The organism is Streptomyces sp. P3 (genome assembly GCF_003032475.1).
Classification (GTDB): Bacteria; Actinomycetota; Actinomycetes; order Streptomycetales; family Streptomycetaceae; genus Streptomyces.
The window spans coordinates 8,195,971-8,217,468 of the sequence record NZ_CP028369.1 but is presented as its reverse complement, the minus strand read 5'-3'; the positions used below and the strand labels follow the sequence as shown (position 1 = coordinate 8,217,468).

The window sequence follows — 21,498 nt, the reverse complement described above, 5'->3', positions numbered from 1 at the left end:
CATGCCGCATTCCGTACACCCCGGCCAGCCGCTTCGCGTCGTCCAGTGGGCCACGGGGACCATAGGCGCGCGATCGCTGCGCGCCGTTGTCGACCATCCGCACATGGTGCTGGCGGGAGTTCACGTCCACTCCCCCGGCAAGGCCGGCCGTGACGCCGGCGAGCTGTGCGGGAGTGACCCCACGGGCGTCACTACCACCGACCGTCTCGACGATGTCCTCGCCCTGGGGGCCGACTGCGTGCTGTACATGCCGCGCACGGCCGACCTGGACGAGCTGTGCGCTCTGCTCGCGTCCGGCGCGAACGTCGTGGCCACGACCGGCGGGTTCCACCACCCGGCCGGCCTGGACCCCGCCGTCCGGTGCAGGGTCGAGGCGGCCTGCGAGCAGGGTGGCACCTCGCTCCACGACACCGGCAGCAGCCCCGGCTTCATCACCGAGGCCGTACCGCTCGTGCTGGCCTCGGTGCAGCGGCGGCTGGAGAACCTGACCGTCCACGAGTACGCCGATCTGTCCCGGCGGGACTCGCCGGAACTGCTGTTCGACATCATGGGTTTCGGCCGGGCTCCTGCCACTGTGTTCGACGAACGCCGCCTGGTACACGTCGAGGGCAGTTTCGGGCCCTCGCTGCGCCTGGTGGCCGACGCCCTGGGACTGCCCCTGGACGCGGTGGAGGCTCATGGGAGGTTCGCCACGGCGGCCCGCACGACCCGCGTCGCCGCCGGTGTCCTGCGCGCCGGGACCGTGGCGGCGCAGCGGATGACGGTGTCCGGCCGGCGCGACGGCCGCACGCTCCTGGAGTTCAACGCGACCTGGTACTGCACCGACGACCTCGACCCGGCCTGGGACCTGCGTCCCACCGGGTGGCATCTGACGGTCGACGGCGACACGCCCCTCGACGTCGCCATGAGGTTCCCGGTGCCGCTGGAGCGGCTGGCCGCGGTCTCCCCCGGCTACACCGCCCACCGGGCCGTCAACGCCGTTCCCGCCGTCTGCGCGGCGACCCCGGGACTACGGACCACGGCGGATCTTCCCCCGTTCACCGCGGTGCTCGGCTGAGCCGGGGCCGCCCCGGGGCTCAGCCCTGCTTCAGATGCTGCTTCATCTCGTCGAGGCGGGTCAGGATCGGGAAGCCGTCCACGCTGAGCGCGTTGCCGTGCCCGGTCTGGTGAATGTCGAAGACGGACTGGAGAGCGGTGTGGAAGCCCTGGACGTCGAGGGTCTGGTTGACGGCGCGCTTGGCCTGGCGCAGTCCGAACGGGGGCATCGCGGCGATCCGGTCGGCCAACTCGTAGGTTCCGCTGTCCAGTTCTTCGAGCGGCACCACCTTGTTCACCATGCCGACCTGCTCGGCCTCGCGGGCGGTCAGCGGCCGGCCGGTGAACAGGATCTCCTTGGCTTTGCGCGGGCCCAGCTCCCAGGTGTGGCCGTGGTACTCGACGCCGCCGATGCCCATGTGCACGACCGGGTCGGAGAACTCGGCGTTCTCGGCGGCCACGATCAGGTCGCACGGCCAGCAGAGCATCAGCCCGGCGGCGATGCACTTGCCCTGGACGGCGGCGATGGTCGGCTTGGGGATGTTGCGCCACTTCAGCGAGTACTCCAGATAGTGGCGGGTCTCGGTGTCGTAGATCCACTCCAGGGTGATCTCGCCGGGGCCGGGCCAGCGGTCCTTCAGGTCGTGCCCGGCCGAGAAGTGCCGGCCGTTCGCCCTGAGCACGACGACCCGTACGTGCGCGTCCCGCGCGGCCCGGGTGTAGGCCGCGTCGAGGTCGTCGAGGAGCGCCATGGTCTGGGCGTTGGCTGCCTCGGGGCGGTTGAGGGTGATCGTGGCGATGCCGTTCTGGGCCTCGTACAGGATCTGGTCCATGGCGGGTGTCCTCTGTCCCTCTTCTATCGCGGCAGGGTTCTGTCGCGGCGGGCTTCTATCGCGGCAGGCCGAGGATGCGCTCGGCGATGATGTTGCGCTGGATCTCGCTGGTGCCGCCGGCGATGGTGCCGGCGAAGCTGCGCGCGTACCGCTCGAACCAACTGGAGATGAAGTGCTCGTGGTGCATGTGGTGGTACGGGCCCGTGCGCTTGGGATGCTCGAGTCCCTCGGCGCCGTGGGCCTCCAGCGCGTGCAGGGAGGCGGACTGGACGGCCTCGGAGCCCAGCAGTTTGAGCACCGAGATCTCCGCAGGGTCGCGGTCCGGGCCGAGCTGGCGGTAACCGAGGAGCCGCAGTGCCGTCAGGTCCATGCGGAGGGTGGCGTACCACTCCTGGCCGGCGCCCGCGTCGGCCGCGTCGCGCAGGAGGTCCTCCAGGCGTTCGGCGTACGACAGCCACAACAGGGTGCGCTCGTGGCCGAGGGAGCCGTTCGCCACCCGCCAGCCCTCACCCACGTTCCCGATGAGGTTCCCGCGGGGCACCCGGACGTCGGTGAGGAACACCTCGTTGAAGTCGAGGTCGTCCTCGGCGGCGATCGACCCGAACGGGCGGCGTACGACGCCCTCGGCGCCGGTCGGGATCAGCAGGGCACTGATGCCCTTGTGCTTCGGGGCGTCCGGGTCGGTGCGGACGAAGGTGAGCAGGACGTCGGCGTCGTGGGCGCCGGAGGTCCAGATCTTCTGGCCGTTGACCACGAAGGCGTCCCGGTCCGCCACGGCACGAGTACGCAGGGAGGCGAGGTCGGAGCCGGCCTCGGGTTCGCTCATGCCGAGTGCGGCGGTGATCTCGGCGCGCAGGATCGGCACGGCCCAGCGGCGCTTCTGCTCCTCGGTGCCGAAGGTGAGCAGAGAGGCGGCGATGATGCCGAGGCCCTGGGGGTTGAAGCTGTGGTAGATCCGGCGGCGGGCCAGCTCCTCCAGGTGGGCGAGTTGCTGGGGCAGGCCGGCGTTGCGGCCGCCGTACTCGGGCGGCTGGCCCGGGAGCAGCCAGCCCGCGTCGAACAGCGTGCGCTGCCAGCGGCGGGCCCATGCGGGGACGTGGGCGCTGGAGCCGGCACGTTCGCGGGCCTCGGCCTCTTCGGGCAGGTGGGCGTCGAGGAAGGCGGCGAACTGTGCGCGGAACTCCTCCACCTCGGGGTCGTCGGCCAGCTTCATCACGCGAGCAGCGCCTTCCTGTGAACGGACGCGGTGCCGAGGAGCAAGTCGCAGGCCTGGGCACGTTTGAGGTGGTACTGCAGTTCGTTCTCCCAGGTGAAGCCCATGGCGCCGGAAAGCTGCAGCCCGTGCCGGAAGACCAGGCGCTGGCACTCGCCGGCCGCGGCCTTGGCCATGTGCGCGGCGTCGGCGCGGCGCGGGTCGTCCTCGGCGATGGTCAGGGCGCTGAAGTGGGTGAGGGCGCGGGCGCGTTCGATCGCCACGTGCATGTCGGCCGCCTTGTGCTTGACGGCCTGGAAGGAGCCGAGCGGCCGGCCGAACTGTACGCGCTGCTTCACGTGGTCCAGGACGAGGTCGAGGACCCGCCGGCAGGCGCCCACGCACGTGGCCGCGAGCCCCAGGAGGGCGAGGTCGGGCACTCCGGCGGCGAGGTCGTCGGCGCCGACGTGGGCAGCGTGCAGACGCGGGTCGAGCACGGAGACCCGTTCGGCCGCGACTTCCGCGCCCGGGACGACGGTGACGCCGCGGCGGGTGAGCAGGGCCACCTCGTCGGCCCGGTCGGCGTCCAGGACGTAGCGCCCGATGCCGTCGAAGACGGCGGTGCCGCTGCCCTCGGGGAGGCGGCCGGTGAGCGGCGCGAACCAGGTGGCGGTGGCCAGGAACGGCGTCGGGTCGGCGGCGTAGCCCAACTCCTCCAGAATGAGCGCGAGTTCCAGCGGGGGCGCCTCCAGCCAGCCGAGCCGAAGGTACGTGTCCCACTGCTGCTCCTCGGGCCGCCCGCGCGTCTTGGCGACCGTCTCGCGCACCGAACGCCGCAGCAGCAGCTGCTCCTCGTCGAGTTCGAACTCCACGCCCGGCCCCCTCCGCCGTACCGGTGGCTGCACACCGGGCGTGGGCCCGGATCAGATGCGAGAATACCATTCTCTGTATCAGCGAGTAAGGCTCTTGCTTTTGGCAGAGCGTGATTCGGTAGGGCGTGGGGCTCCTCTTCCCGCCTGCGTGGAGTACCGTTCTTCCATGAGTGCCGTCCCCGCAGAATCCGTCGAGACCCCCGAGCCCGCCTGGCGGCAGCGCGCCGTCGAGCGCTCCACCCGGGCGGCGAAGCTGCGCGCCGAGCAGCGCGTGCAGCGCTTCCTGGACGCCGCCCAGGAGCTCATCGCCGACAAGGGCACCACCGACTTCACCGTGCAGGAGGTCGTGGAGCGTTCCCGCCAGTCGCTGCGCAGCTTCTACCAGCACTTCGACGGCAAGCACGAGCTCCTGCTCGCCCTGTTCGAGGACGCGCTGTCGAAGTCCGCCGCCGCCGTACGGGAACAGGTCGCCGCGGGGCAGGAGCCGCTGGAGCGTCTGAAGATCGCGGTCGAGTGGCTCTACGACGCCTCCACACCCCGCGAGGGCCGGCAGTCCCCGCTCTTCACCGACTTCGCCGTCCAGCTGCTGGTCACTCACCCGGACCAGGTGGCCAGCGCCCATGTGCCGCTGGTCGACTTCTTCACCGAGATGGTGGAAGAGGCCGTCGAGGCCGGCCAGGCCGTGGCCCCGAAGCCGCGGCGCACCGCCTCCCTGATCATGCAGACGGCGATGTTCACGGCCCAGGCCCCCTCGGCCCGGGTCGGCGCCCACCCGTCGCCGATCACGGTGGAGGAGGTGTGGGCCTTCTGTCTGGGCGGCATCAGTGGCGGCCCGGCGCCCGACCGCGCTCCGGCGACTGCGCCCCCGGCGAAGAAGGCCGCCGCGAGGACCGGCACGAAGAAGGCGTCCGCCAAGAAGTCAGCCTCGGCCACGACCGCCGCCACGAAGACGGGCGCGGCATCCAGTCCGCGCAGGCGCGGGTGACGGTGCGCTGCTCAGGGTGACGACCGAGGGCGGGAGTCACCCGGCTCTCGGCCCCTCCTCTCAGGCAGCTCCCGTGCCGCAGGGCTGCCCGGCAGTCAGGCCGTGCCCGAGGTTCGGGCGCCCGGGGACTCGACCGGCACCACCTTCATCCCACCCGCGGCCCTCCCCAGCAGCGCCGGCGTCACGTCGACCGGCCCCGCCGGTGTCGCCCCGTCGGACAGCACCGCCAGAGCCGGCGTGACATCGAGTGGTAGACCTTCGGCCAGGCCACCTCGACGTCCGCCGCGCGGTCCAGCTTCGCCAGGTCGGGCACGCCGACGGCGGGCATGCGCCCGATGCGTCGGCCGCCGCGGCTGCGGGCACGACGGTCGCGGGCAAGGTCGGGCCGAAGTCGGCTGCGAGGGTGGCGAATGTGAGCCTGGTCGGCCCCGGCTGGACCCCCGCGGCGGCTCTTTGAAGCAGTCATTGGACATTCCGAACGACGTCCGCACGTGTGGACCAGAACCCGCCCCCCTCCCGGGGGCGGTCAGTCCGGCCGCACATTGGCGAAGGACCGCAGATCCTTGACGCTATCGGTCTGACCTTTGATATGGTTCGCAACTCTCACCAGCCTCCCGACAGAGAGGTCCCCCGCTGTGGACTTCGAGCTGACCGAGGACCAGGAGACGATCCGCAAGGCCGTGGCCGGTCTCCTGCGTGACTTCGACGACCGGTACTGGATGGAGAAGGACCGGGACCACACGTTCCCCGAGGAGTTCTACGCCGCCGTCGCCGATGGCGGCTGGCTCGGCATCACGATCCCGGAGGAGTACGGCGGCCACGGACTCGGCATCACCGAGGCGACACTGCTGCTGGAGGAGGTCGCGCGCTCCGGCGGGGGCATGAACGCCGCCAGCGCGATCCACATGTCGATCTTCGGCATGCATCCGGTGGTCGTGCACGGCTCCGACGAGCTGAAGCGCCGCACCCTGCCGCGCATCGCAAGCGGCGACCTGCACGTGTGCTTCGGGGTGACGGAACCGGGCGCCGGGCTCGACACGACGAGCATCACCACGTTCGCCCGCCGGGCCGGCGACCACTACGTCGTCAGCGGACGCAAGGTATGGATCTCCAAGGCCCTGGAGTCCGAGAAGATCCTGCTGCTGACCCGCACGGCCCGGCGCGACGAGGTCGAGAAGCCGACCGACGGCATGACACTGTTCCTCACCGATCTGAACCGCGACCGGGTGGACATCCGCCCGATCCCGAAGATGGGCCGCAACGCCGTCTCCTCCAACGAGGTGTTCATCGACGACCTGCAGGTGCCGGTCGAGGACCGGGTCGGCGAGGAGGGCCAGGGGTTCCGCTACCTCCTCGACGGCCTCAACCCGGAGCGGATGCTGATCGCCGCCGAGGCCCTCGGCATCGGCCGGGTGGCCCTGGACCGGGCCGTGCGCTACGGACGCGAGCGGGAGGTGTTCGGGCGGCCCATCGGCATGAACCAGGGCATCCAGTTCCCGCTGGCCGACGCCCTCGCCCACCTCGACGCGGCGGAACTCGTGCTGCGCAAGGCGACCTGGCTGTACGACCAGGGCCGGCCGTGCGGGCGGGAGGCCAACACCGCCAAGTACCTGTGCGCGGACGCCGGGTTCACGGCCGCGGACCGGGCCCTGCAGACACACGGCGGGATGGGCTACTCCGAGGAGTATCCCGTGGCCCGCTTCTTCCGCGAGGCACGGCTGATGCGGATCGCGCCGGTCAGCCAGGAGATGGTCCTGAACTACCTGGGGTCCCACACCCTGGGCCTGCCGAGAAGCTACTGAGGAGCCGGTCGTGACCGAGGGAACGGGACTGTTCGATCTCACCGGGCGTTCGGCGCTGGTGACCGGGGCGGCCGGCGGCATCGGCTCGGCGGTGGCCGGGGCGCTCGCCCGGGCCGGTGCCGCGGTGCTCGTCACCGACGTCGACGAGGCGGCGGCAACGGCCGTGGCCGGGAAGCTGACCGCCGCGGGACTGCACGCCGAGGGCGCCGCCCTGGATGTGGGGGACCGGGCGGCAGCCGATGCCGCGGCATCCCGGGCCGCCGGACTCACCGGCGGGACACTGCACATCCTCGTCAACAACGCGGGAGTCACCGCGCCCGCGATGTTCGAGAAGCTCGACGAGGAGTCGTTCCGGCGCCTCCTCGACATCCATGTGCTGGGAGCGTTCCACTGCGCCCAGGCCGCGCTGCCGTTCCTGCCGACGGACGGGACCGGTCGGATCATCAACGTCACGTCGTCGGCCGGCCTGACCGGCACCCTGGGCCAGGTGAACTACTCGGCGGCCAAGGCTGGCATCATCGGACTCACCAAATCGCTGGCTCGTGAGCTGGCCCGGAAGAACATCCTGGTCAACGCGCTCGCACCACTGGCGGCGACGCCGATGACCGAGACCATCCGCACCGACCCGAAGTTCGCGGAGCGGATGCTCGCCCGGATCCCGCTGGGCCGCTGGGCGGAGCCGGAGGAGGTCGCGGGCGCGTTCGTCTTCCTGGCCTCCGACGCGGCGTCCTTCATCACCGGGCAGGTGCTGCCGGTGGACGGCGGACTGGTCATCTGACGGACCGCGGGGTGCGGTGTTGAATGGTCCGGCCGAAACGGATGCACGACGAGAGGCCTGAACCCGTGCCCAGCGCTCACTCCACGCCCCCCACCCCGCGCTTCGACACGCTCACCGTCCCCAAGGCCTCGGACGTGCTGGCGTCCGAGGTGCGTGAGCGCATCCTGTCCGGGGAGTTCGCGGAGGGCACACCCCTGCCGCCGGAACGACAACTGGTGGAGCAGACGGGACTGAGCCGGGCGACCGTGCGGGAGGCGTTGCGCATCCTGGAGGTCGAGCGGCTGGTGGAGATCCGGCCGGGACGCGGAGGCGGGGCCTTCGCGCGTCGGCCGGGCCGCGAATCCCTGGCGAACACCGTGCAGTTGGTCATCCGGGGCCAGCAGATTCGGCTGGAGGCCCTGCACGAGACCCGAGAGGCGATCGAGCCGGCGTGCGCCGCGCTCGCGGCCGGCCGGCGCACCGAGCGGGATCTGGCCGACCTGGACACCGCCCATGCCGAGCTGGTCGACGCCGGTGACGACATCCGGCGTTTCCTGCGGGCCAACGTCCGCTGGCACAACGCGGTGGCGAGGGCGTGCGGCAACGAGCTGCTCGTCGGGTTCCTCAGCGCGCTGTCGGAGTCGATCTACGCCGCAACGAACCTGGAAAGGTTCATGGACACCCGTATCCGCGAGGTCACCGCCCAGGCACACGTGAAGATCACCGAAGCCATCCGGTCAGGTGACGCGGCGGCGGCCCGGCGGCGGATGAGCCGCCATGTGTGCGGGTTCGCACGGGCCGCCGCCGAGGTGGACGGCCGGGAACGCGTCGAACTGACCGAGCCCGAAGACTGATCCGGCCCTGGCAGGATGAGAACGAGATTCTCAAATTGACGCAACACCATTGACACATTCGGCCTGACCTTTAATAACATCGCGACATGACCGACGTGAGCCCCGTCCTGACCGTGGCCGCCGACGGAGATGTCCGCATCGTCACGCTGAACCGCCCCGACCGCCTCAACGGCGTCTCGGCGGAGCTCCACTTCCGGCTGTCCCAGGTCTGGCGCGAGCTCGCGGAGGACGCCGGAGCGCGGGCGGTCGTCCTCACCGGGGCGGGCCGGGCGTTCAGCGCGGGCGGCGACTTCGACCATCTGCTGCGCCATCACGACGACCCGGAGCTGCGCGAGCGGTCCATCCGGCTCGACCGGACCATCCAGACGGACATGATCCGCTTCCCGCTTCCCGTCGTCGCGGCCGTCAACGGCCCCGCGGTGGGCCTGGGCTGCTCTCTCGCGCTGGGGTGCGACCTCGTGCTCATGGCCGAGGACGCCTACCTCGCGGACCCGCACATCTCGGTGGGCCTGGTGGCAGGCGACGGCGGAGTGACCCTCTGGCCGCTGCTGACGAGCCTGCTGCGCGTGAAGGAGTACCTGTTCACCGGGGACCGCATCCCGGCCGCCACCGCCGTCGAACTCGGCCTGGCCAACCGGACCGTCCCGGGCCCCGATCTCATGGGCGAGGCCCTGGCACTGGCCCACCGGCTCGCCGCGCAGCCCCCGGAGGCGCTGCGCGCCACCAAGGCGGCGCTCGCGGCGGTGGTCGAGCAGGTCTCGCGGGGCGGCATGGAGGCGGCGCTGCTGGCCGAGCGCTCCACCATGACCAGCCCCGACCACATCCGCATCGTGAGCGACCTCGCCGCCCGGGCTAGCCGCCGCCCCAGCGCCGCCGAGGAGGGCTGAGCGTGGAACGCGACGAGTTCACGCTGGTTCGCGACATGCTGCGGGCGTTCGCGACCCGCTTCCGCAGCGGCTCGGCCGGCGACATCAAGGCCCAGACTCGCACGGACGCACAGCGGGCCTTGGACGAGCTCGGCCTGTCCGGCCTCCGCCGCACCTCCCCGCCGGCCGCCACCGTGCAGGAGTGCGCCCTGCTCGCCGAGGAGCACGGCCGGCAGCCCCTGACCACGTCCTTGCTCGGCACGGCGCTGCTCGCCCCCGAGCTGCTGCGTCTCCTCGACCTCGGCGAGCGGGCCGGGCCCGTCTACGGCGACCGCCCCACCGTCGCCCTCGCCGGCGACCTGCGCTTCCCGGACCGCGATGCGGTCGGCCTCGTCGCCTGGGACTGCGACGGCGCGGACACGGCGCTCTTCGTACATGGCGAAGGCCGCGTGACCGAGCACGAGTTGGGGGCCCCGGCACCGACCGCGGACCTGCTGCGCGGTGTGCGGCGGGCCTCGGCCGAGGGCCGGCCCGTCGGCCGGCTCACCCCGGGCGCGCACCAGTGCTGGCAGGCGTACGCCCTGGTCGTGGTGGCGAGCGAACTCGTGGGGGCGGCCCGTTCGTTCGTCGAGCAGAGCGTGGACTACGCCCGCGAACGCCACCAGTACGGACAGCCGATCGGCTCCTTCCAGGCCGTGCAGCACCAGCTCGCCGACGCCACCGTCCTCGTGGAGGCCTGCACCAGCGCCACCCGCTACGCCGCGTGGTGCCTGGACAGCGAAACGCCGGGCCGTGCGCTGACCGCGGCCCGCGTGGCCAAGGCGGAGGTCAACTCCTCGGCCGTGGAAGCCGTGTACGCCGGGATGCAGGTGTTCGGCGGGATCGCCCAGACCTGGGAGCACGTGGCCCACCTGTACCTGCGCCGGGTCCTCGTCGGAGCCACCACGCTCGCGACCACGCCGGACCTGCTGACCGTCCTGGCCGCACCGGAGGCGACGCGATGACGGACACTCCCCTGGACTTCGGCGACCCTGAGGACCTGGAACGCCTACGCAACGACTTCCGCGCCTGGCTGGCCGGCCACCCGCTGCCCGAACGGCCCGCCGACGAACCGCTCCCCGTGTTCCTGCACCGCTGGCACCGCCAACTGCACTCCGGCGGCTGGGTCGGCCTCGACGTCCCGGAGCAGTACGGCGGCCGGGGTCTGACCGCGCTGCACCAGGTCACGGTCAGCGACGAACTGGGGGCGCGGGGTGCGCCCGGTGTCCCCCGCATCGGCTATCTCGCCCACGCCCTGCTGCGGTTCGGCTCCGAGGAGCAGCGCCGCCGGCTGTTGCCGCGCATGCTCTCCGGTGACGACGTGTGGTGCCAGGGCTTCAGCGAGCCCGGCGCCGGCTCGGACCTGGCCGGCATGAGCACCTACGCCGAGCGCCGCCCGGAGGGCCACTACATCGTCAACGGCCAGAAGCTCTGGACGAGTTACGCCCAGTATTCCGGCCTCTGCCTGCTCCTGGCCCGCACGGATCGCGCCGCTCCGGCCCACGCCTCCATCTCGGCCTTCGTGCTGCCTCTGGACCGCCCCGGCGTGACCGTACGGCCGCTGCGTGCGGCGAACGGCGACGACGAGTTCTGCGAACTGTTCCTCGACGACGTGCGCCTGGAGGAGTCCGAACGGATCGGCGCCGAGGGCGACGGCTGGCCTCTGGCGATGACTACGGTGGCGTACGAGCGCAACGCGCTGGACACCGGTCACCTGTCGAAGTACGGGCTGCTGATCGAACGGCTGCGCCGCGCCGCGCACGAGCGGCGCAAGCTCCCGGACGGGCTGCTGTCGGACATCGGGCGCTGTGCCGTCGACTACCAGGTCCTTGTCGCCCACGCGCGGCGCCGCACCGCCGAGCGCCTCGCCGGGCAGAGCGCGGGACCGGAGTCCTCCGTGGACAAGTTGCTCATGACCCGCGCCGAACAGCGCCTGTACGAGACGGCGTTGAAGGTCTTCCCCGAGGAACTGTACGGGGAGGGCGGCGAGGTCCTGGGCGACTACTTCTACTCGCGGGCCGCGTCCGTGTACGGCGGCACGTCCCAGATCCAGCGGAACATCATCGCCAAGCGGCTGCTGGGCCTGCCCGTCGGCCCTCGTGCCTGATCGGAGCCCCCGTCATGCGACACGACCTGGAATTTCTCTCCATTCCGAACGTGGTGAGAGTCGCCGCGCGGCGGTTCGGCGACGCCCCGGCCCTCATCGACGGCGAACTACGCCTCACCTTCCGGGAACTGGAAGCCCGGATGGTCCAGGCGGTGCGTTCGGCGCTCGCGCTCGGCATCGGCCCGGGTGACCGGGTCGGCCTGTGCGCACCGAACTCGGTCGAGTGGATCGTGACAGCCCTCGGCATCCAGGGCGCGGGAGGGGTCGTCGTACCGCTCAACACCCGCTTCAAGGCGACCGAGATCTCCTACATCCTGCGGAAGTCCGGTGCGAAGGCGCTGTTCGCGGCCGCCTCGTTCCTCGGCACCGACTACATCGCGGACTTGAGACGCGCCGACCCCGAACTGCCCGCGCTGCGGACCGCGGTGTCGATGCCGGGTGGCGCGGAAGGCCTGTACTGGAGTCAGTTCCTCGCGCATGGCGAGGAGTGCCCCAAGGCTGCCGCCCAGGAGTCCATCGACCGGCTCACCCCGGATCACGTCTCCGACGTGATGTTCACCTCCGGCACAACCGGCCACCCCAAGGGCGTGATCCTCACCCACGGGCAGACACTGCGGGCGTACGGCTGGATGTCCACCGAGTACACCTTCGACGCCTCCGACAGCTTCCTGGTCATCCCGCCGTTCTTCCACTGCTTCGGCTACAAGGCGGGCTGGCTCGCCTCGCTGATGCACGGGGTGACCGTGATCCCCATGGCCGTCTTCGACGCGGGGCGCGCCCTCGAAATCGTTCAAGGAGAGCGGGTGAGCATCGTCCTCGGCCCGCCGACCATCTTCCACGACCTGCTGAACCATCCGCAGCGGTCCTTGTACGACCTGTCGTCCCTGCGGGTGTCCATGACGGGCGGCACGACCGTCCCACAGTCGCTGATCCGGGCGATGAAGAAGGATCTGTCCTTCGACATCGTGCTGAGCGCCTACGGGCTCACGGAGTCGACGGCGCTGGTCACCACGACCAGGGTCGGGGACAGCGAGGAGACGGTGGCCCGCACCACCGGGCGTCCGATCCCGGACGTCGAGGTCCGGATCGCCGACGAAACCGGGCAGGACGTGCCGGCGGGCGAGGAGGGGGAGGTCCTGGTTCGCGGCTACAACGTCACGCGCGGCTACTGGGACGACCCCGCGGCCACCGCCGAGACGATCGACCGCGACGGCTGGCTGCACACCGGCGACATCGGCCGCCTGGACCCGGACGGCAACCTGGCGATCGTCGACCGGAAGAAGGAGATGTTCATCGTGGGCGGCTTCAACGCCTACCCGGCCGAGATCGAGAAGCTGCTCCTCGACTACGAGCCGATAGCGCAGGCGGCGGTGATCGGGGTTCCGGACGAGCGGCTCGGCGAGGTCGGCTGCGCCTTCGTCGTGCCGAGGCCGGGCGCGGACGTCACGGCGGAGGACGTGATCGCCTGGGCCCGGGACCACATGGCCAACTTCAAGGTGCCCCGCCGGGTGCGCTTCGTGGACCACCTGCCGCGCAATGCCAGCCAGAAGGTGCTCAAGCACGAGCTGCGCGCACGGCTGGGGAGTTGACCCGGTGACGAACGGCGGCCCCCTCGCGGGGATCACGGTGGTGGCACTGGAGCAGGCCGTCTCGGCCCCGATGTGCACGCGCACGCTCGGCGACTTCGGTGCCCGGGTGATCAAGGTGGAGAACCCGAAGGGCGGTGACTTCGCACGGCACTACGACGACGTGGTCGGCGGCCTCGCGGCCCACTTCGTCTGGGCCAACCGGGGCAAGGAGTCGGTGGCCCTGGACCTGAAGTCGGACGGCGGGCAGGCGGTCCTGCACCGGCTGCTGGAGCGCACCGACGTCCTGGTCTCCAACCTCACCCCCGGCACGACGGCCAAGCTGGGCCTGGCCCCCGCCGACCTGGAGGTGCGCCACCCGAACCTGATCGCCGTGGAGATCGACGGATACGGCCCCGGCGGGCCCCTCTCCCACAAACGCGCCTACGACCTCCTGGTCCAGGCAGAGTCCGGAGCCTGCTCGGTGACCGGCCGGGAGGGTGCTCCCGCCAAGCCGGGCCCTCCGGTCGCGGACGTGTGCAGTGGGCTGTACGCGGCGCTGTCGGTGCTGGCGCTGCTGTACGCCCGGCGGCCGGGGCAGGTGGCGGTAAGCCTGTTCGACACCATGGCCGAGCTGATGGGCTACCCGCTGACCTACACCCGCCACTCGGGGGTCGAGCAGCAGCCGCTCGGCATGAGTTCGCCCGCCGTGTCCCCCTACGGCGCCTACCGCACGGCCGACGGCCAGACGGTCGTGCTCGGCACCACGAACGACCGCGAATGGCAGCGGCTGGCGAGGGAGTTGCTCGGCCGGCCCGACCTGGCGGACGACGAGCGGTTCCGCACGAACGCCGGCCGGGTGGAGCACCGCGAGGTTCTCGACGCCGCGATCGGCGCCTGGTGCGCACGGCACGACTTGGTGCACGTCCAGGAGCGGGCCGACGCGGCCGGGATCGGCAACTCCCGCTACAACACGGTCACCGATGTTCTCGACCATCCCCATCTGGCCGCCCGCGACCGCTGGCGGAAGGTCGGCACACCGTCGGGGCCGGTGCCCGCGCTGCTGCCGCCGCCCGTGATCGCCGGGTTCGACCCGCCGATGGGCGCGGTCCCCGGGCTCGGCGAACACACGGACGCCCTGCTGGCCGAACTCGGCTACACACAGCCGGAGATCGCCGCCCTGCGGGCGCGGGGGGCGGTCCGGTGAGCGTGCTGCTGACGAGCGACGCCGGCGGCGTGCGGACACTGACCCTGAACCGGCCGCACCGCAGGAACGCCATCGACGCCGAGCTGTGGGAGGCCCTGCGTGAAGCCCTCGCGGCGGCGGGCGGCGACCGGTCCGTCCGGGCACTCGTCCTGACCGGGGCGGGCGGCGCGTTCTGCTCCGGCGCGGACATTCCCGAGCGGGTCAGCAGCGCCCACCCGCTGTACCGGATGCGGCCCCTGACCGAGGTGACGCTGCTGCTGCACGAACTGCCCGTGCCCACGGTGGCCAAGGTGACGGGGGCGGCGGTGGGAGCGGGCTGGAACCTGGCGCTCGGCTGCGATCTGGTGGTCGCCACACCCGAGGCGCGCTTCTCGCAGATCTTCGCCCGGCGCGGGCTGTCCCCGGACTGCGGTGGCTCCTGGCTGCTGCCGAGACTCGTCGGGTTGCAGCAGGCCAAGCGGCTCGCGCTGCTCGCGGAGACGATCGACGCGGCGGAGGCGAAGGCGCTGGGCCTGGTGACCTGGGTGACGGACACCGACGAGGTGGACACCTTCGTCGACGACCTGACCGCCCGGCTGGTGGCCGGTCCCCCGGTGGCCCATGCCCAGACCAAGGCCCTGCTGAACGAGGGCACCGACCGCACCTTGCGGGACGCCCTGGCGAACGAGGCGAAGGCGCAGGCGGTGAACTTCGCGGGCGCGGACGTCCGCGAGGCGTACGCCGCGTTCGCCGCGCGACGCGAACCACTCTTCACGGGCCGCTGGGCCGTGCCGAGCCGACCGGAGGACGACACGTGATACGAGAAGCGGTGATCGCGGCAGCGGTCCGCACCGCGGTGGGAAAGCGCAACGGCGGACTGGCCGGCATCCATCCGGCCGACCTGTCCGGTGCGGTGCTGAACGCGCTCGTCGAGCGGGCCGGGGTCGATCCGGAGGCCGTCGACGACGTGATCTGGGGGTGCGTCTCCCAGATCGGCGACCAGTCGAGCAACATCGGCCGCTACGCGGTGCTGGCCGCGGGCTGGCCCGAGAGCATCCCCGGGACGACGGTCAACCGGGCCTGTGGATCGAGCCAGCAGGCGCTGGAGTTCGCCGTGCAGGCGGTGCTGTCCGGGCAGCAGGACGTGGTCGTGGCGGGCGGGGTGGAGGTCATGAGCCGGGTCCCGCTGGGCTCGGCCAGGGCGAGCGGAATGCCGTACGGCCCTCAAGTCCTCGGCCGGTACCAGGACTTCTCCTTCAACCAGGGCGTCTCGGCGGAGAAGATCGCACAGAAGTGGGGCTTCACCCGGGCCCGGCTCGACGCGTACGGGGCGCTGTCGCACGAGCGGGCCGCCGCCGCACAGGACAGCGGGGTCTTCGAGGAGCAGATCGTGCCGGTGGTGGGGGTGACCGCCGACGAGGGCGTTCGCCGGGGCACCAGTGTGGAGACGCTCGCGAAGCTCAGGCCGTCCTTCCTGGAGGACGACGGCGTGATCCACGCCGGCAACTCCTCCCAGATCTCCGACGGTGCGGCGGCGCTGTTGGTCACCACCCCGGACAGAGCACGGGAGTTGGGACTGACGCCGCTCGTGCGCCACCGGGCGGGCGCGGTGGTCGGCTCGGACCCGGTGCTGATGCTGACCGGGCCGATCCCGGCCACCGAGAAGGTGCTGGGGAAGGCCGGGGTGGCGCTGTCGGAGGTCGGGGTCTTCGAGGTGAACGAGGCCTTCGCGCCCGTTCCGCTCGCCTGGCTCGCCGAGACGGGTGCCGACCCGGAGCTGGTCAACCCGCTCGGCGGCGCCATCGCGCTCGGCCATCCGCTCGGTGCCTCGGGAGCCGTCCTGATGACCCGCATGATCCACCACATGCGTGACCGCGGCATCCGCTACGGCCTCCAGACCATGTGCGAGGGCGGCGGGACAGCGAACGCCACACTCGTCGAACTCGTCGGCTGACGGGGGGCGTTGACGTGCGCCGCGATGTCTTCACCGCCGACCACGAGGCGTTCCGGGAGCTGGTCCGGGACGTCGTGGCCAAGGAGGTGGTCCCGCACTACACCGAGTGGGAGAAGGCCGGGCGGCTGCCCCGGTCGTTCTTCGAACGGCTCGGCTCGCTCGGGCTGCTGGGCGTGGCCGTCCCGGAGGAGTACGGCGGAGGCGGGCAGCCCGACTACCGCTACAACGTCGTCCTCCAGGAGGAGGCCGCCCGCGCACTGGTCACGCTGGGTACAGTCCGCACCCAACTCGACGTCGTCCTGCCGTACTTCCTCGCCTATGCGAGCGAGGAGCAGCGCCGGCGCTGGTTCCCCGGGCTGGCCTCCGGCCGGCTGCTGACCGCGATCGCGATGACCGAGCCCGGCACCGGCTCCGACCTCGCGGGAATCCGTACGACCGCCGTGCGCGACGGCGACCACTACACAGTGAGCGGGGCCAAGACCTTCATCACCGGAGGGCTGCTCGCCGACCTGGTGATCGTGGTGGCGCGTACGTCGACCGACCCGGACGACCGCCGGGCGGGGCTCACGCTGCTGGTCGTGGAGGACGGCATGCCGGGCTTCACGCGCGGCAGAGTGCTGGACAAGATGGGCATCAAGGTCCAGGACACCGTGGAGCTCGCCTTCGACGAGGTCCGGGTGCCCGTCGCCAACCGGCTCGGCGAGGAGGGCAGGGCCTTCGCCTACCTCGGGCACAACCTCCCCCAGGAGCGGATGACCGTCGCCGTCGGTTCGGTCGCGCAGGCGCGGGCCGCGCTCGACACGACGATCGCGTACGTCAGGGAACGCAACGTGTTCGGGACGCCGGTCGCGTCGTTCCAGAACACCAAGTTCGAACTCGCCGCCGTCGACGCGGAGATCGAGGCCGCGCAGGCCGTGCTCGACCGGGCCGTGCTGGAGCTGGTCGACGGGCGGCTGTCCGGCGCGGACGCCGCGAGGGTCAAGCTGTTCTGCACCGAGATGCAGGCTCGCGCAGTCGACCGGTGTCTTCAACTCTTCGGCGGTTACGGCTACATGCTGGAGTACCCGATAGCCCGGCTGTACGCGGACGCCCGCATCACCCGTATCTACGCCGGGACGAGCGAGGTCATGAAGGTCATCATCGCCAAGTCCCTGGGGTTGTGACACATGTCCATGGAGGACTTCTCCGCCAGGCCGGGCGCGGCCTTCGTGGCCGGTGGTACCGGTGGCATCGGCGCCGCGATCGTGAGGACGCTGGCCGAACGCGGCAGCGACGTCGTGTTCACCTACCGCTCCTCCCAGGGAGCCGCGGAGAACCTTGTCCGGCAGATGAAGAGCCACGGCCGTCAGGTCACCGCCGTCCGGTTGGACCTGACCGACGAGGCGGAGACGGCCCGGGTGGTGCGCGGATGCGGCGGTGTGCACACGCTGGTGTACGCGGCCGGGCCGCACGTGCCCATGACCCACCTGAGCAAGGTCACGCCCAGCCGGTACCGCGCCCAGCTGGAGGCCGACGCGGTGGCGTTCTTCAACCTCGTCCATCCCGCGCTGCCGCTGCTGCGGGAGAGCAGCGGCAGCATCGTCGCCGTCACCACCGTCGCCACGCGCCGCTACCCCGTCCGCGACGGGCTCTCCTCGGGCGCCAAGGGGGCGGTCGAGGCCGTCGCCCGTGCCCTGGCCGCCGAGGAGGGCCGCTACGGCGTCCGCGTCAACTGCGTCGCCCCGGGCATGCTCACGGACGGCATCGCGGGCCGGCTGATCGACACGGGCGAACTCGACGAGGAGGCCCTCGCCGTCACCCGCCGCAACATCCCCCTGGGCCGGTTCGGGCAGGCCCAGGACATCGCTGAGGCGGTCGCGTTCCTCGCCTCGGACCGGGCCGGGTTCGTCACGGGGCAGGCGCTGGGGGTCGACGGCGGGTACAGCGTCTGAAGCGGCGGGGCGAGGGCGCCGCCCCGCGGGCACTGCTGTGGAGGCCCTCCACAGCAGTGCCGTCAGCGGTTGCGGCCAGGGGTAGGGCCGTCCGTGCCGACGACGACCACACGGACCCGGGCTACGGCTTGCGGAAGTCCTCGTCGGGCGTCTCGTTCACTGCGCTCCTTCGTTGTCCGGCGCGGGCTCGGTGATCGGCCGGCCCTGTACGTAGGCGGCCCGTACGGTGTCGGCGGTGAGCGCGTCGAGCGCCTCCCGCAGGGGCACATGAAGCAGGCACAGGTCGGCCGGCGAGCCGACCTGCACCCGTCGGGGGCGTTCCGGCCGGTGCGGGTTGCCCAGGAACAGTCCCAGTGCCGCGCGCGGGGTGAGGCGCTCTGCCGCGTCGCGTGCGACGGCGGCCCGTATGACGGCCCAGGGGTCGTGGGTGCCGTACGGCGCGTCGGTGCCGGCGGCGACCGGGACGCCCGCTTCGGCGAGGCTCCGGCAGCGGTAGAGGTGCGGCCGGTCGTCGGGATGTACCTCGGTGGCGTAGGCCCGGGCCCGCTCGACCGGGAAGTGGGGCTGCGTCACCACGGTCACGCCGAGCCGGCGAAGGCGGGGGAGAGCCTCGGCCGGGATCACGGACCCGTGCTCGATCCGGTCTCCCTCGACCGCGCCCGCCTCCTCCAGTGCGAGGAGTGTGACGAGCAACTGCACACGGGTGACGCAGTGCACGGCGACGGGCCGGGGCCGTATCGCGGCCACCGTGGCGGCCAGATCTGCGGGGATGGGCAGGGTCGGGTCGTCGAGCATCAGCTTCACCGGCGGGTCGACGCCCATGACGACGAGCCGCTGGGGCAGGACGGACAGCGTCTGCGTGAGACCGTCGGCGGGGTGCGGGTCGGCGTTGGTGAACCCGGTGACGCCGAGGGCCGCGGCGCGGCGCCCGACGCCGGCCAGGTCGAGCGGCACAGGCCGGAGGAGGGCGCGCAGGCGGCTGTCCTCACGCCACAGGCGCCCGTCGGCGCTCTCCAACCCGGCCGCCCGCAGCGCGGCGCTGTTCAGGACCCACATGGCGCCGCTGCGGTGCTGCACCCGGACCGGCCGGTCGGGGACGAGGGCGTCCAGCGTCCACCGGTCCAGCTCACCCGCGACGCTCTCGTGGTAGCCGACGGCCCGGACCCACTCCCCCGGCGCCCCGGCCCGCAAGCACTCGGCGAGTTCGTCGCGTCCGTGCACCTCGGCAGGCCCCACCCGCACCGAGGCCGCCTCCGCGGCCAGCGCCGTGAGATGGACGTGGTGGTCGTGGAGCCCGGGCAGCAGCGCCGCGCCACGTCCCTCGACCTGCGCGTCCCCGGACAGTCGGCGTCCGATCCCGGCGACCCGGCCGCTCTCGACACGGACGTCCACCCGTCCCCGCCCCTCGACCTCCACGTCTCTGATCAGCATGTCGCCGCCGGTGTCTCGGCCTGTGCCGCGGTGCAGGCCGCCATGGACACGCACAGCAGTTCTCCGCCGCCCCGGGCCAGTGAGCGGGCGACGGCGTGGGCGGCGTACAGGCCGGTGACGGGATCGGCGAGCGCGTCGCCGAGGAACATTGGGTCGCCGTGCCGGTCGCGGCCCGCCAGGCCGCCGGCGATGGCCGCGTCGTCGCCGAAGGCGATCCGGCCGTCGTCGCGGCCGTACCCGGTGATGCTCACCCACACTCGGCCGGGGCGGGCGGCGAGGAACTCCTCCGCATGCACGCCGAACCGCCGCAGTGCCCGCGGCCGGGACGCCTCCACGACCACGTCGGCGTCCGCGAGCGCCCCGGCGAGTGCGCCGGATGCGAAGTCCAGCACCAGGCTCGCGTGTCCCTCGTGCAGGCGTCGGTAAAAGTCCGGGTGGCCGAAGCGGACCCCGTCCGGCCGGGTGGTGCTCTCCACCTTCACGACCCGGGCGCCGGCCAGACCCAGCAGCCGTGCACACAGAGGGCCCGCCCACAGCGCGGACAGGTCGACGACCTTCAGACCGGTGAGGTCGCGCGGGCGGGGCTGCCCGTGCCGTTCGGCGCGCACCGGCGCGCGGTCGCCGCGCTCAGATCCGAGTGCCGCGGCGGCCATGCCCAGCATCTGGGCTGATCGCACCAGTTCGGTCGCGCCGGTCCGGCGCGCGGCGGTCCGCAGCCCGGCGCGGGGTGCGCCGAGGAGCGCGAGGAGGGCCGGGAGGGCGGCATGGTCGTCGGGGCGGGCCAGATTGACCGCGGCCCAGCCGTCGGCGGTGGCGAGGAGCTGGCAGGAGCCGCCTGCCGAAACTCTGGCCGGGAGGCGGAATCCGGCGAGCTCGGCCCGCTCGAAGAGCGCAGCGGCGAGGTCGACGGGTACGCCGGTCAGGGTGGCGAAGTCGTCGGCGACGGCGGTCAGGGGCCCGAGTCTGCCCTCCACGGTTGCCATCCAGTGGGCGAGAGCGGCATTCTTCATCACGCAAACACCCTTCTCGTCAAAGGTGAAGCAAGGTTACACTGCGAGCGTCATGGAGCCACCCTTCCTCCTGGTCGACCTCGACGGCCCGACCTCCCACTTCTCACGGGAAACCTCCTGTGTGCGCGTCGCCGTGGCGGCAGAACCCGCGGAAACGGCCGGGGAGTTCGACCTGCTGCTCACCGCGTCGCCCGACCCGCCCCGACCCTGGGTCGGGTGCGCCGATCCGTACGCAACCGCGCGGCGGCTCCGGGACATCGTCACCGCCCGCCCCGACGCCTGCCTGGCCCTCGTACAGGTGCTCCGCATGGGCCCCAGCCTGCCGCCGCCCGGCCGGCTGGTCATCGAGTCCCTCGCCTACTCCACCCTCCAGGCAGGGGCCGCCTTCCGGTCCTGGCTCGCCGGGAAGCGCCCGCACGCAGCCCGTCCGTCCACCGAGCCGGTCCTGCTCGACCGGGACGGCGACCGGCTGACCATCACACTGAACCGCCCCCGGGTGCACAACGCCTTCGACGCCGCCACGCGGGACGCCCTGTGCGAGGCAATGGAGGTCGCCGTGTCCGACCCGACGGTCACCCGCGTCGACCTGCGCGGCAACGGCCCCTCCTTCTGCAGCGGCGGCGATCTCGCCGAGTTCGGCTCCTCGACCGACCCGGCGCGGGCCCACCACGTGCGCGTGCACCGCAGCCCCGCCGCCCTGCTCCAGCGGTGCGGGGCCGAGGTGACCGCGCATCTGCACGGCGCCTGTGTCGGCGCGGGCATCGAACTGGCCGCCTTCGCCGACCGGGTGACGGCTGCGCCTGACACGGTGATCCGCCTGCCCGAGATCGGCATGGGTCTGATCCCGGGGGCGGGCGGAACAGCGAGCCTGCCGACGCGCATCGGCCGCGAACGGACCGCCTACCTGGCCTTGACCGGTGCCGCGCTCAGCGCGACGGAGGCCCGGCGCTGGGGTCTGGCCGACGAGATCGCGAGCGGTCACGCCGACTCAGGTGGGGCACTAGCCATACACAGTAGCGAGAACTAGATTCTCGCACACGAGAAGAATAGTCACGTTCCTCGCTCACGAAGGAGACCGG

20 protein-coding genes are annotated in these 21,498 nt (G+C 72.1%); 15 read left to right on the top strand and 5 right to left on the bottom strand.

All coding sequences use genetic code 11. The annotated features are described in order from the left end of the window. The first annotated feature begins 1 nt into the window (after position 1). Positions 2-1,057, top strand: coding sequence for a dihydrodipicolinate reductase (locus C6376_RS36245; protein ID WP_107449395.1), 1,056 nt, complete (start codon positions 2-4; stop codon positions 1,055-1,057). A gap of 19 nt (positions 1,058-1,076) precedes the next feature. Here the strand turns inward: C6376_RS36245 and C6376_RS36240 are convergent, their stop codons facing one another. The 3 genes from C6376_RS36240 to C6376_RS36230 are packed head-to-tail and all read right to left on the bottom strand — an operon-like array spanning position 1,077 to position 3,932. Then, the gene (locus C6376_RS36240; RefSeq protein ID WP_107447281.1) at positions 1,077-1,868 is read right to left on the bottom strand and encodes an enoyl-CoA hydratase; all 792 of its coding nucleotides are present in this window, start codon (positions 1,866-1,868) and stop codon (positions 1,077-1,079) included. Positions 1,869-1,923: 55 nt separating this feature from the next. Then, positions 1,924-3,081, bottom strand: coding sequence for an acyl-CoA dehydrogenase family protein (locus C6376_RS36235; protein ID WP_107447280.1), 1,158 nt, complete (start codon positions 3,079-3,081; stop codon positions 1,924-1,926). Next, positions 3,081-3,932 (bottom strand): acyl-CoA dehydrogenase family protein, encoded by an 852-nt coding sequence (locus C6376_RS36230; RefSeq protein WP_107447279.1) that lies wholly within the window; start codon positions 3,930-3,932, stop codon positions 3,081-3,083. The genes C6376_RS36235 and C6376_RS36230 overlap by 1 nt, the downstream gene beginning before the upstream one ends. Positions 3,933-4,098: 166 nt before the next feature. Here C6376_RS36230 and C6376_RS36225 point away from each other — a divergent pair, with 166 nt between their 5' ends. The 13 genes from C6376_RS36225 (at position 4,099) to C6376_RS36165 (ending at position 17,978) form a co-directional block, all read left to right on the top strand. Then, positions 4,099-4,917 (top strand): TetR/AcrR family transcriptional regulator, encoded by an 819-nt coding sequence (locus C6376_RS36225; RefSeq protein WP_107447278.1) that lies wholly within the window; start codon positions 4,099-4,101, stop codon positions 4,915-4,917. Positions 4,918-5,552: 635 nt separating this feature from the next. Continuing rightward, positions 5,553-6,719, top strand: a complete 1,167-nt coding sequence (locus C6376_RS36220; RefSeq protein ID WP_107447277.1) for an acyl-CoA dehydrogenase family protein — start codon at positions 5,553-5,555, stop codon at positions 6,717-6,719. A 10-nt stretch (positions 6,720-6,729) separates the two neighbouring features. Then, on the top strand, positions 6,730-7,497 hold the full coding sequence (locus C6376_RS36215) for an SDR family NAD(P)-dependent oxidoreductase (RefSeq protein ID WP_107447276.1): 768 nt from the start codon (positions 6,730-6,732) through the stop codon (positions 7,495-7,497). Between the two features lie 65 nt (positions 7,498-7,562). Continuing rightward, positions 7,563-8,330 (top strand): FadR/GntR family transcriptional regulator, encoded by a 768-nt coding sequence (locus C6376_RS36210; RefSeq protein ID WP_254076207.1) that lies wholly within the window; start codon positions 7,563-7,565, stop codon positions 8,328-8,330. An 86-nt stretch (positions 8,331-8,416) separates the two neighbouring features. Next, positions 8,417-9,217 carry an enoyl-CoA hydratase/isomerase family protein gene (locus C6376_RS36205; protein WP_107447275.1) on the top strand — a complete coding sequence of 267 codons (801 nt, stop codon included), beginning with the start codon at positions 8,417-8,419 and terminating at the stop codon, positions 9,215-9,217. A 2-nt stretch (positions 9,218-9,219) separates the two neighbouring features. Beyond that, positions 9,220-10,200: an acyl-CoA dehydrogenase family protein gene (locus C6376_RS36200; RefSeq protein ID WP_107447274.1), complete on the top strand. Its 981-nt coding sequence runs from the start codon at positions 9,220-9,222 to the stop codon at positions 10,198-10,200. Then, on the top strand, positions 10,197-11,342 hold the full coding sequence (locus C6376_RS36195; protein ID WP_107447273.1) for an acyl-CoA dehydrogenase family protein: 1,146 nt from the start codon (positions 10,197-10,199) through the stop codon (positions 11,340-11,342). Before C6376_RS36200 ends, C6376_RS36195 begins: the two co-directional genes overlap by 4 nt. Before the next feature lie 14 nt (positions 11,343-11,356). After that, positions 11,357-12,931 (top strand): FadD3 family acyl-CoA ligase, encoded by a 1,575-nt coding sequence (locus C6376_RS36190; protein ID WP_107447272.1) that lies wholly within the window; start codon positions 11,357-11,359, stop codon positions 12,929-12,931. Between the two features lie 4 nt (positions 12,932-12,935). Continuing rightward, positions 12,936-14,114 (top strand): CaiB/BaiF CoA transferase family protein, encoded by a 1,179-nt coding sequence (locus C6376_RS36185; protein WP_367881069.1) that lies wholly within the window; start codon positions 12,936-12,938, stop codon positions 14,112-14,114. After that, the gene (locus C6376_RS36180) at positions 14,111-14,911 is read left to right on the top strand and encodes an enoyl-CoA hydratase/isomerase family protein (protein ID WP_254076206.1); all 801 of its coding nucleotides are present in this window, start codon (positions 14,111-14,113) and stop codon (positions 14,909-14,911) included. The genes C6376_RS36185 and C6376_RS36180 overlap by 4 nt, the downstream gene beginning before the upstream one ends. Beyond that, a complete protein-coding gene (locus C6376_RS36175; protein ID WP_107449392.1) occupies positions 14,911-16,047 on the top strand; it encodes a thiolase family protein in 1,137 nt (378 codons plus the stop codon). Before C6376_RS36180 ends, C6376_RS36175 begins: the two co-directional genes overlap by 1 nt. Before the next feature lie 14 nt (positions 16,048-16,061). Then, entirely contained in the window at positions 16,062-17,210 is a 1,149-nt protein-coding gene (locus tag C6376_RS36170; protein ID WP_107447270.1) for an acyl-CoA dehydrogenase family protein, read from the top strand. 9 nt (positions 17,211-17,219) lie between these two features. Continuing rightward, positions 17,220-17,978: an SDR family NAD(P)-dependent oxidoreductase gene (locus C6376_RS36165; RefSeq protein WP_173985951.1), complete on the top strand. Its 759-nt coding sequence runs from the start codon at positions 17,220-17,222 to the stop codon at positions 17,976-17,978. 156 nt (positions 17,979-18,134) lie between these two features. On the opposite strand, the gene C6376_RS36160 is transcribed toward C6376_RS36165, so the two are convergent. After that, positions 18,135-19,409: an amidohydrolase family protein gene (locus C6376_RS36160; protein ID WP_107449389.1), complete on the bottom strand. Its 1,275-nt coding sequence runs from the start codon at positions 19,407-19,409 to the stop codon at positions 18,135-18,137. Next, complete coding sequence (locus C6376_RS36155; protein WP_254076205.1) at positions 19,403-20,419, bottom strand: CoA transferase; 1,017 nt, start codon at positions 20,417-20,419, stop codon at positions 19,403-19,405. The genes C6376_RS36160 and C6376_RS36155 overlap by 7 nt, the downstream gene beginning before the upstream one ends. Positions 20,420-20,471: 52 nt before the next feature. Between C6376_RS36155 and C6376_RS36150 the strand changes: the two genes are divergently transcribed. Then, positions 20,472-21,446 carry an enoyl-CoA hydratase/isomerase family protein gene (locus C6376_RS36150; protein WP_107447269.1) on the top strand — a complete coding sequence of 325 codons (975 nt, stop codon included), beginning with the start codon at positions 20,472-20,474 and terminating at the stop codon, positions 21,444-21,446. Positions 21,447-21,498 lie beyond the last annotated feature (52 nt).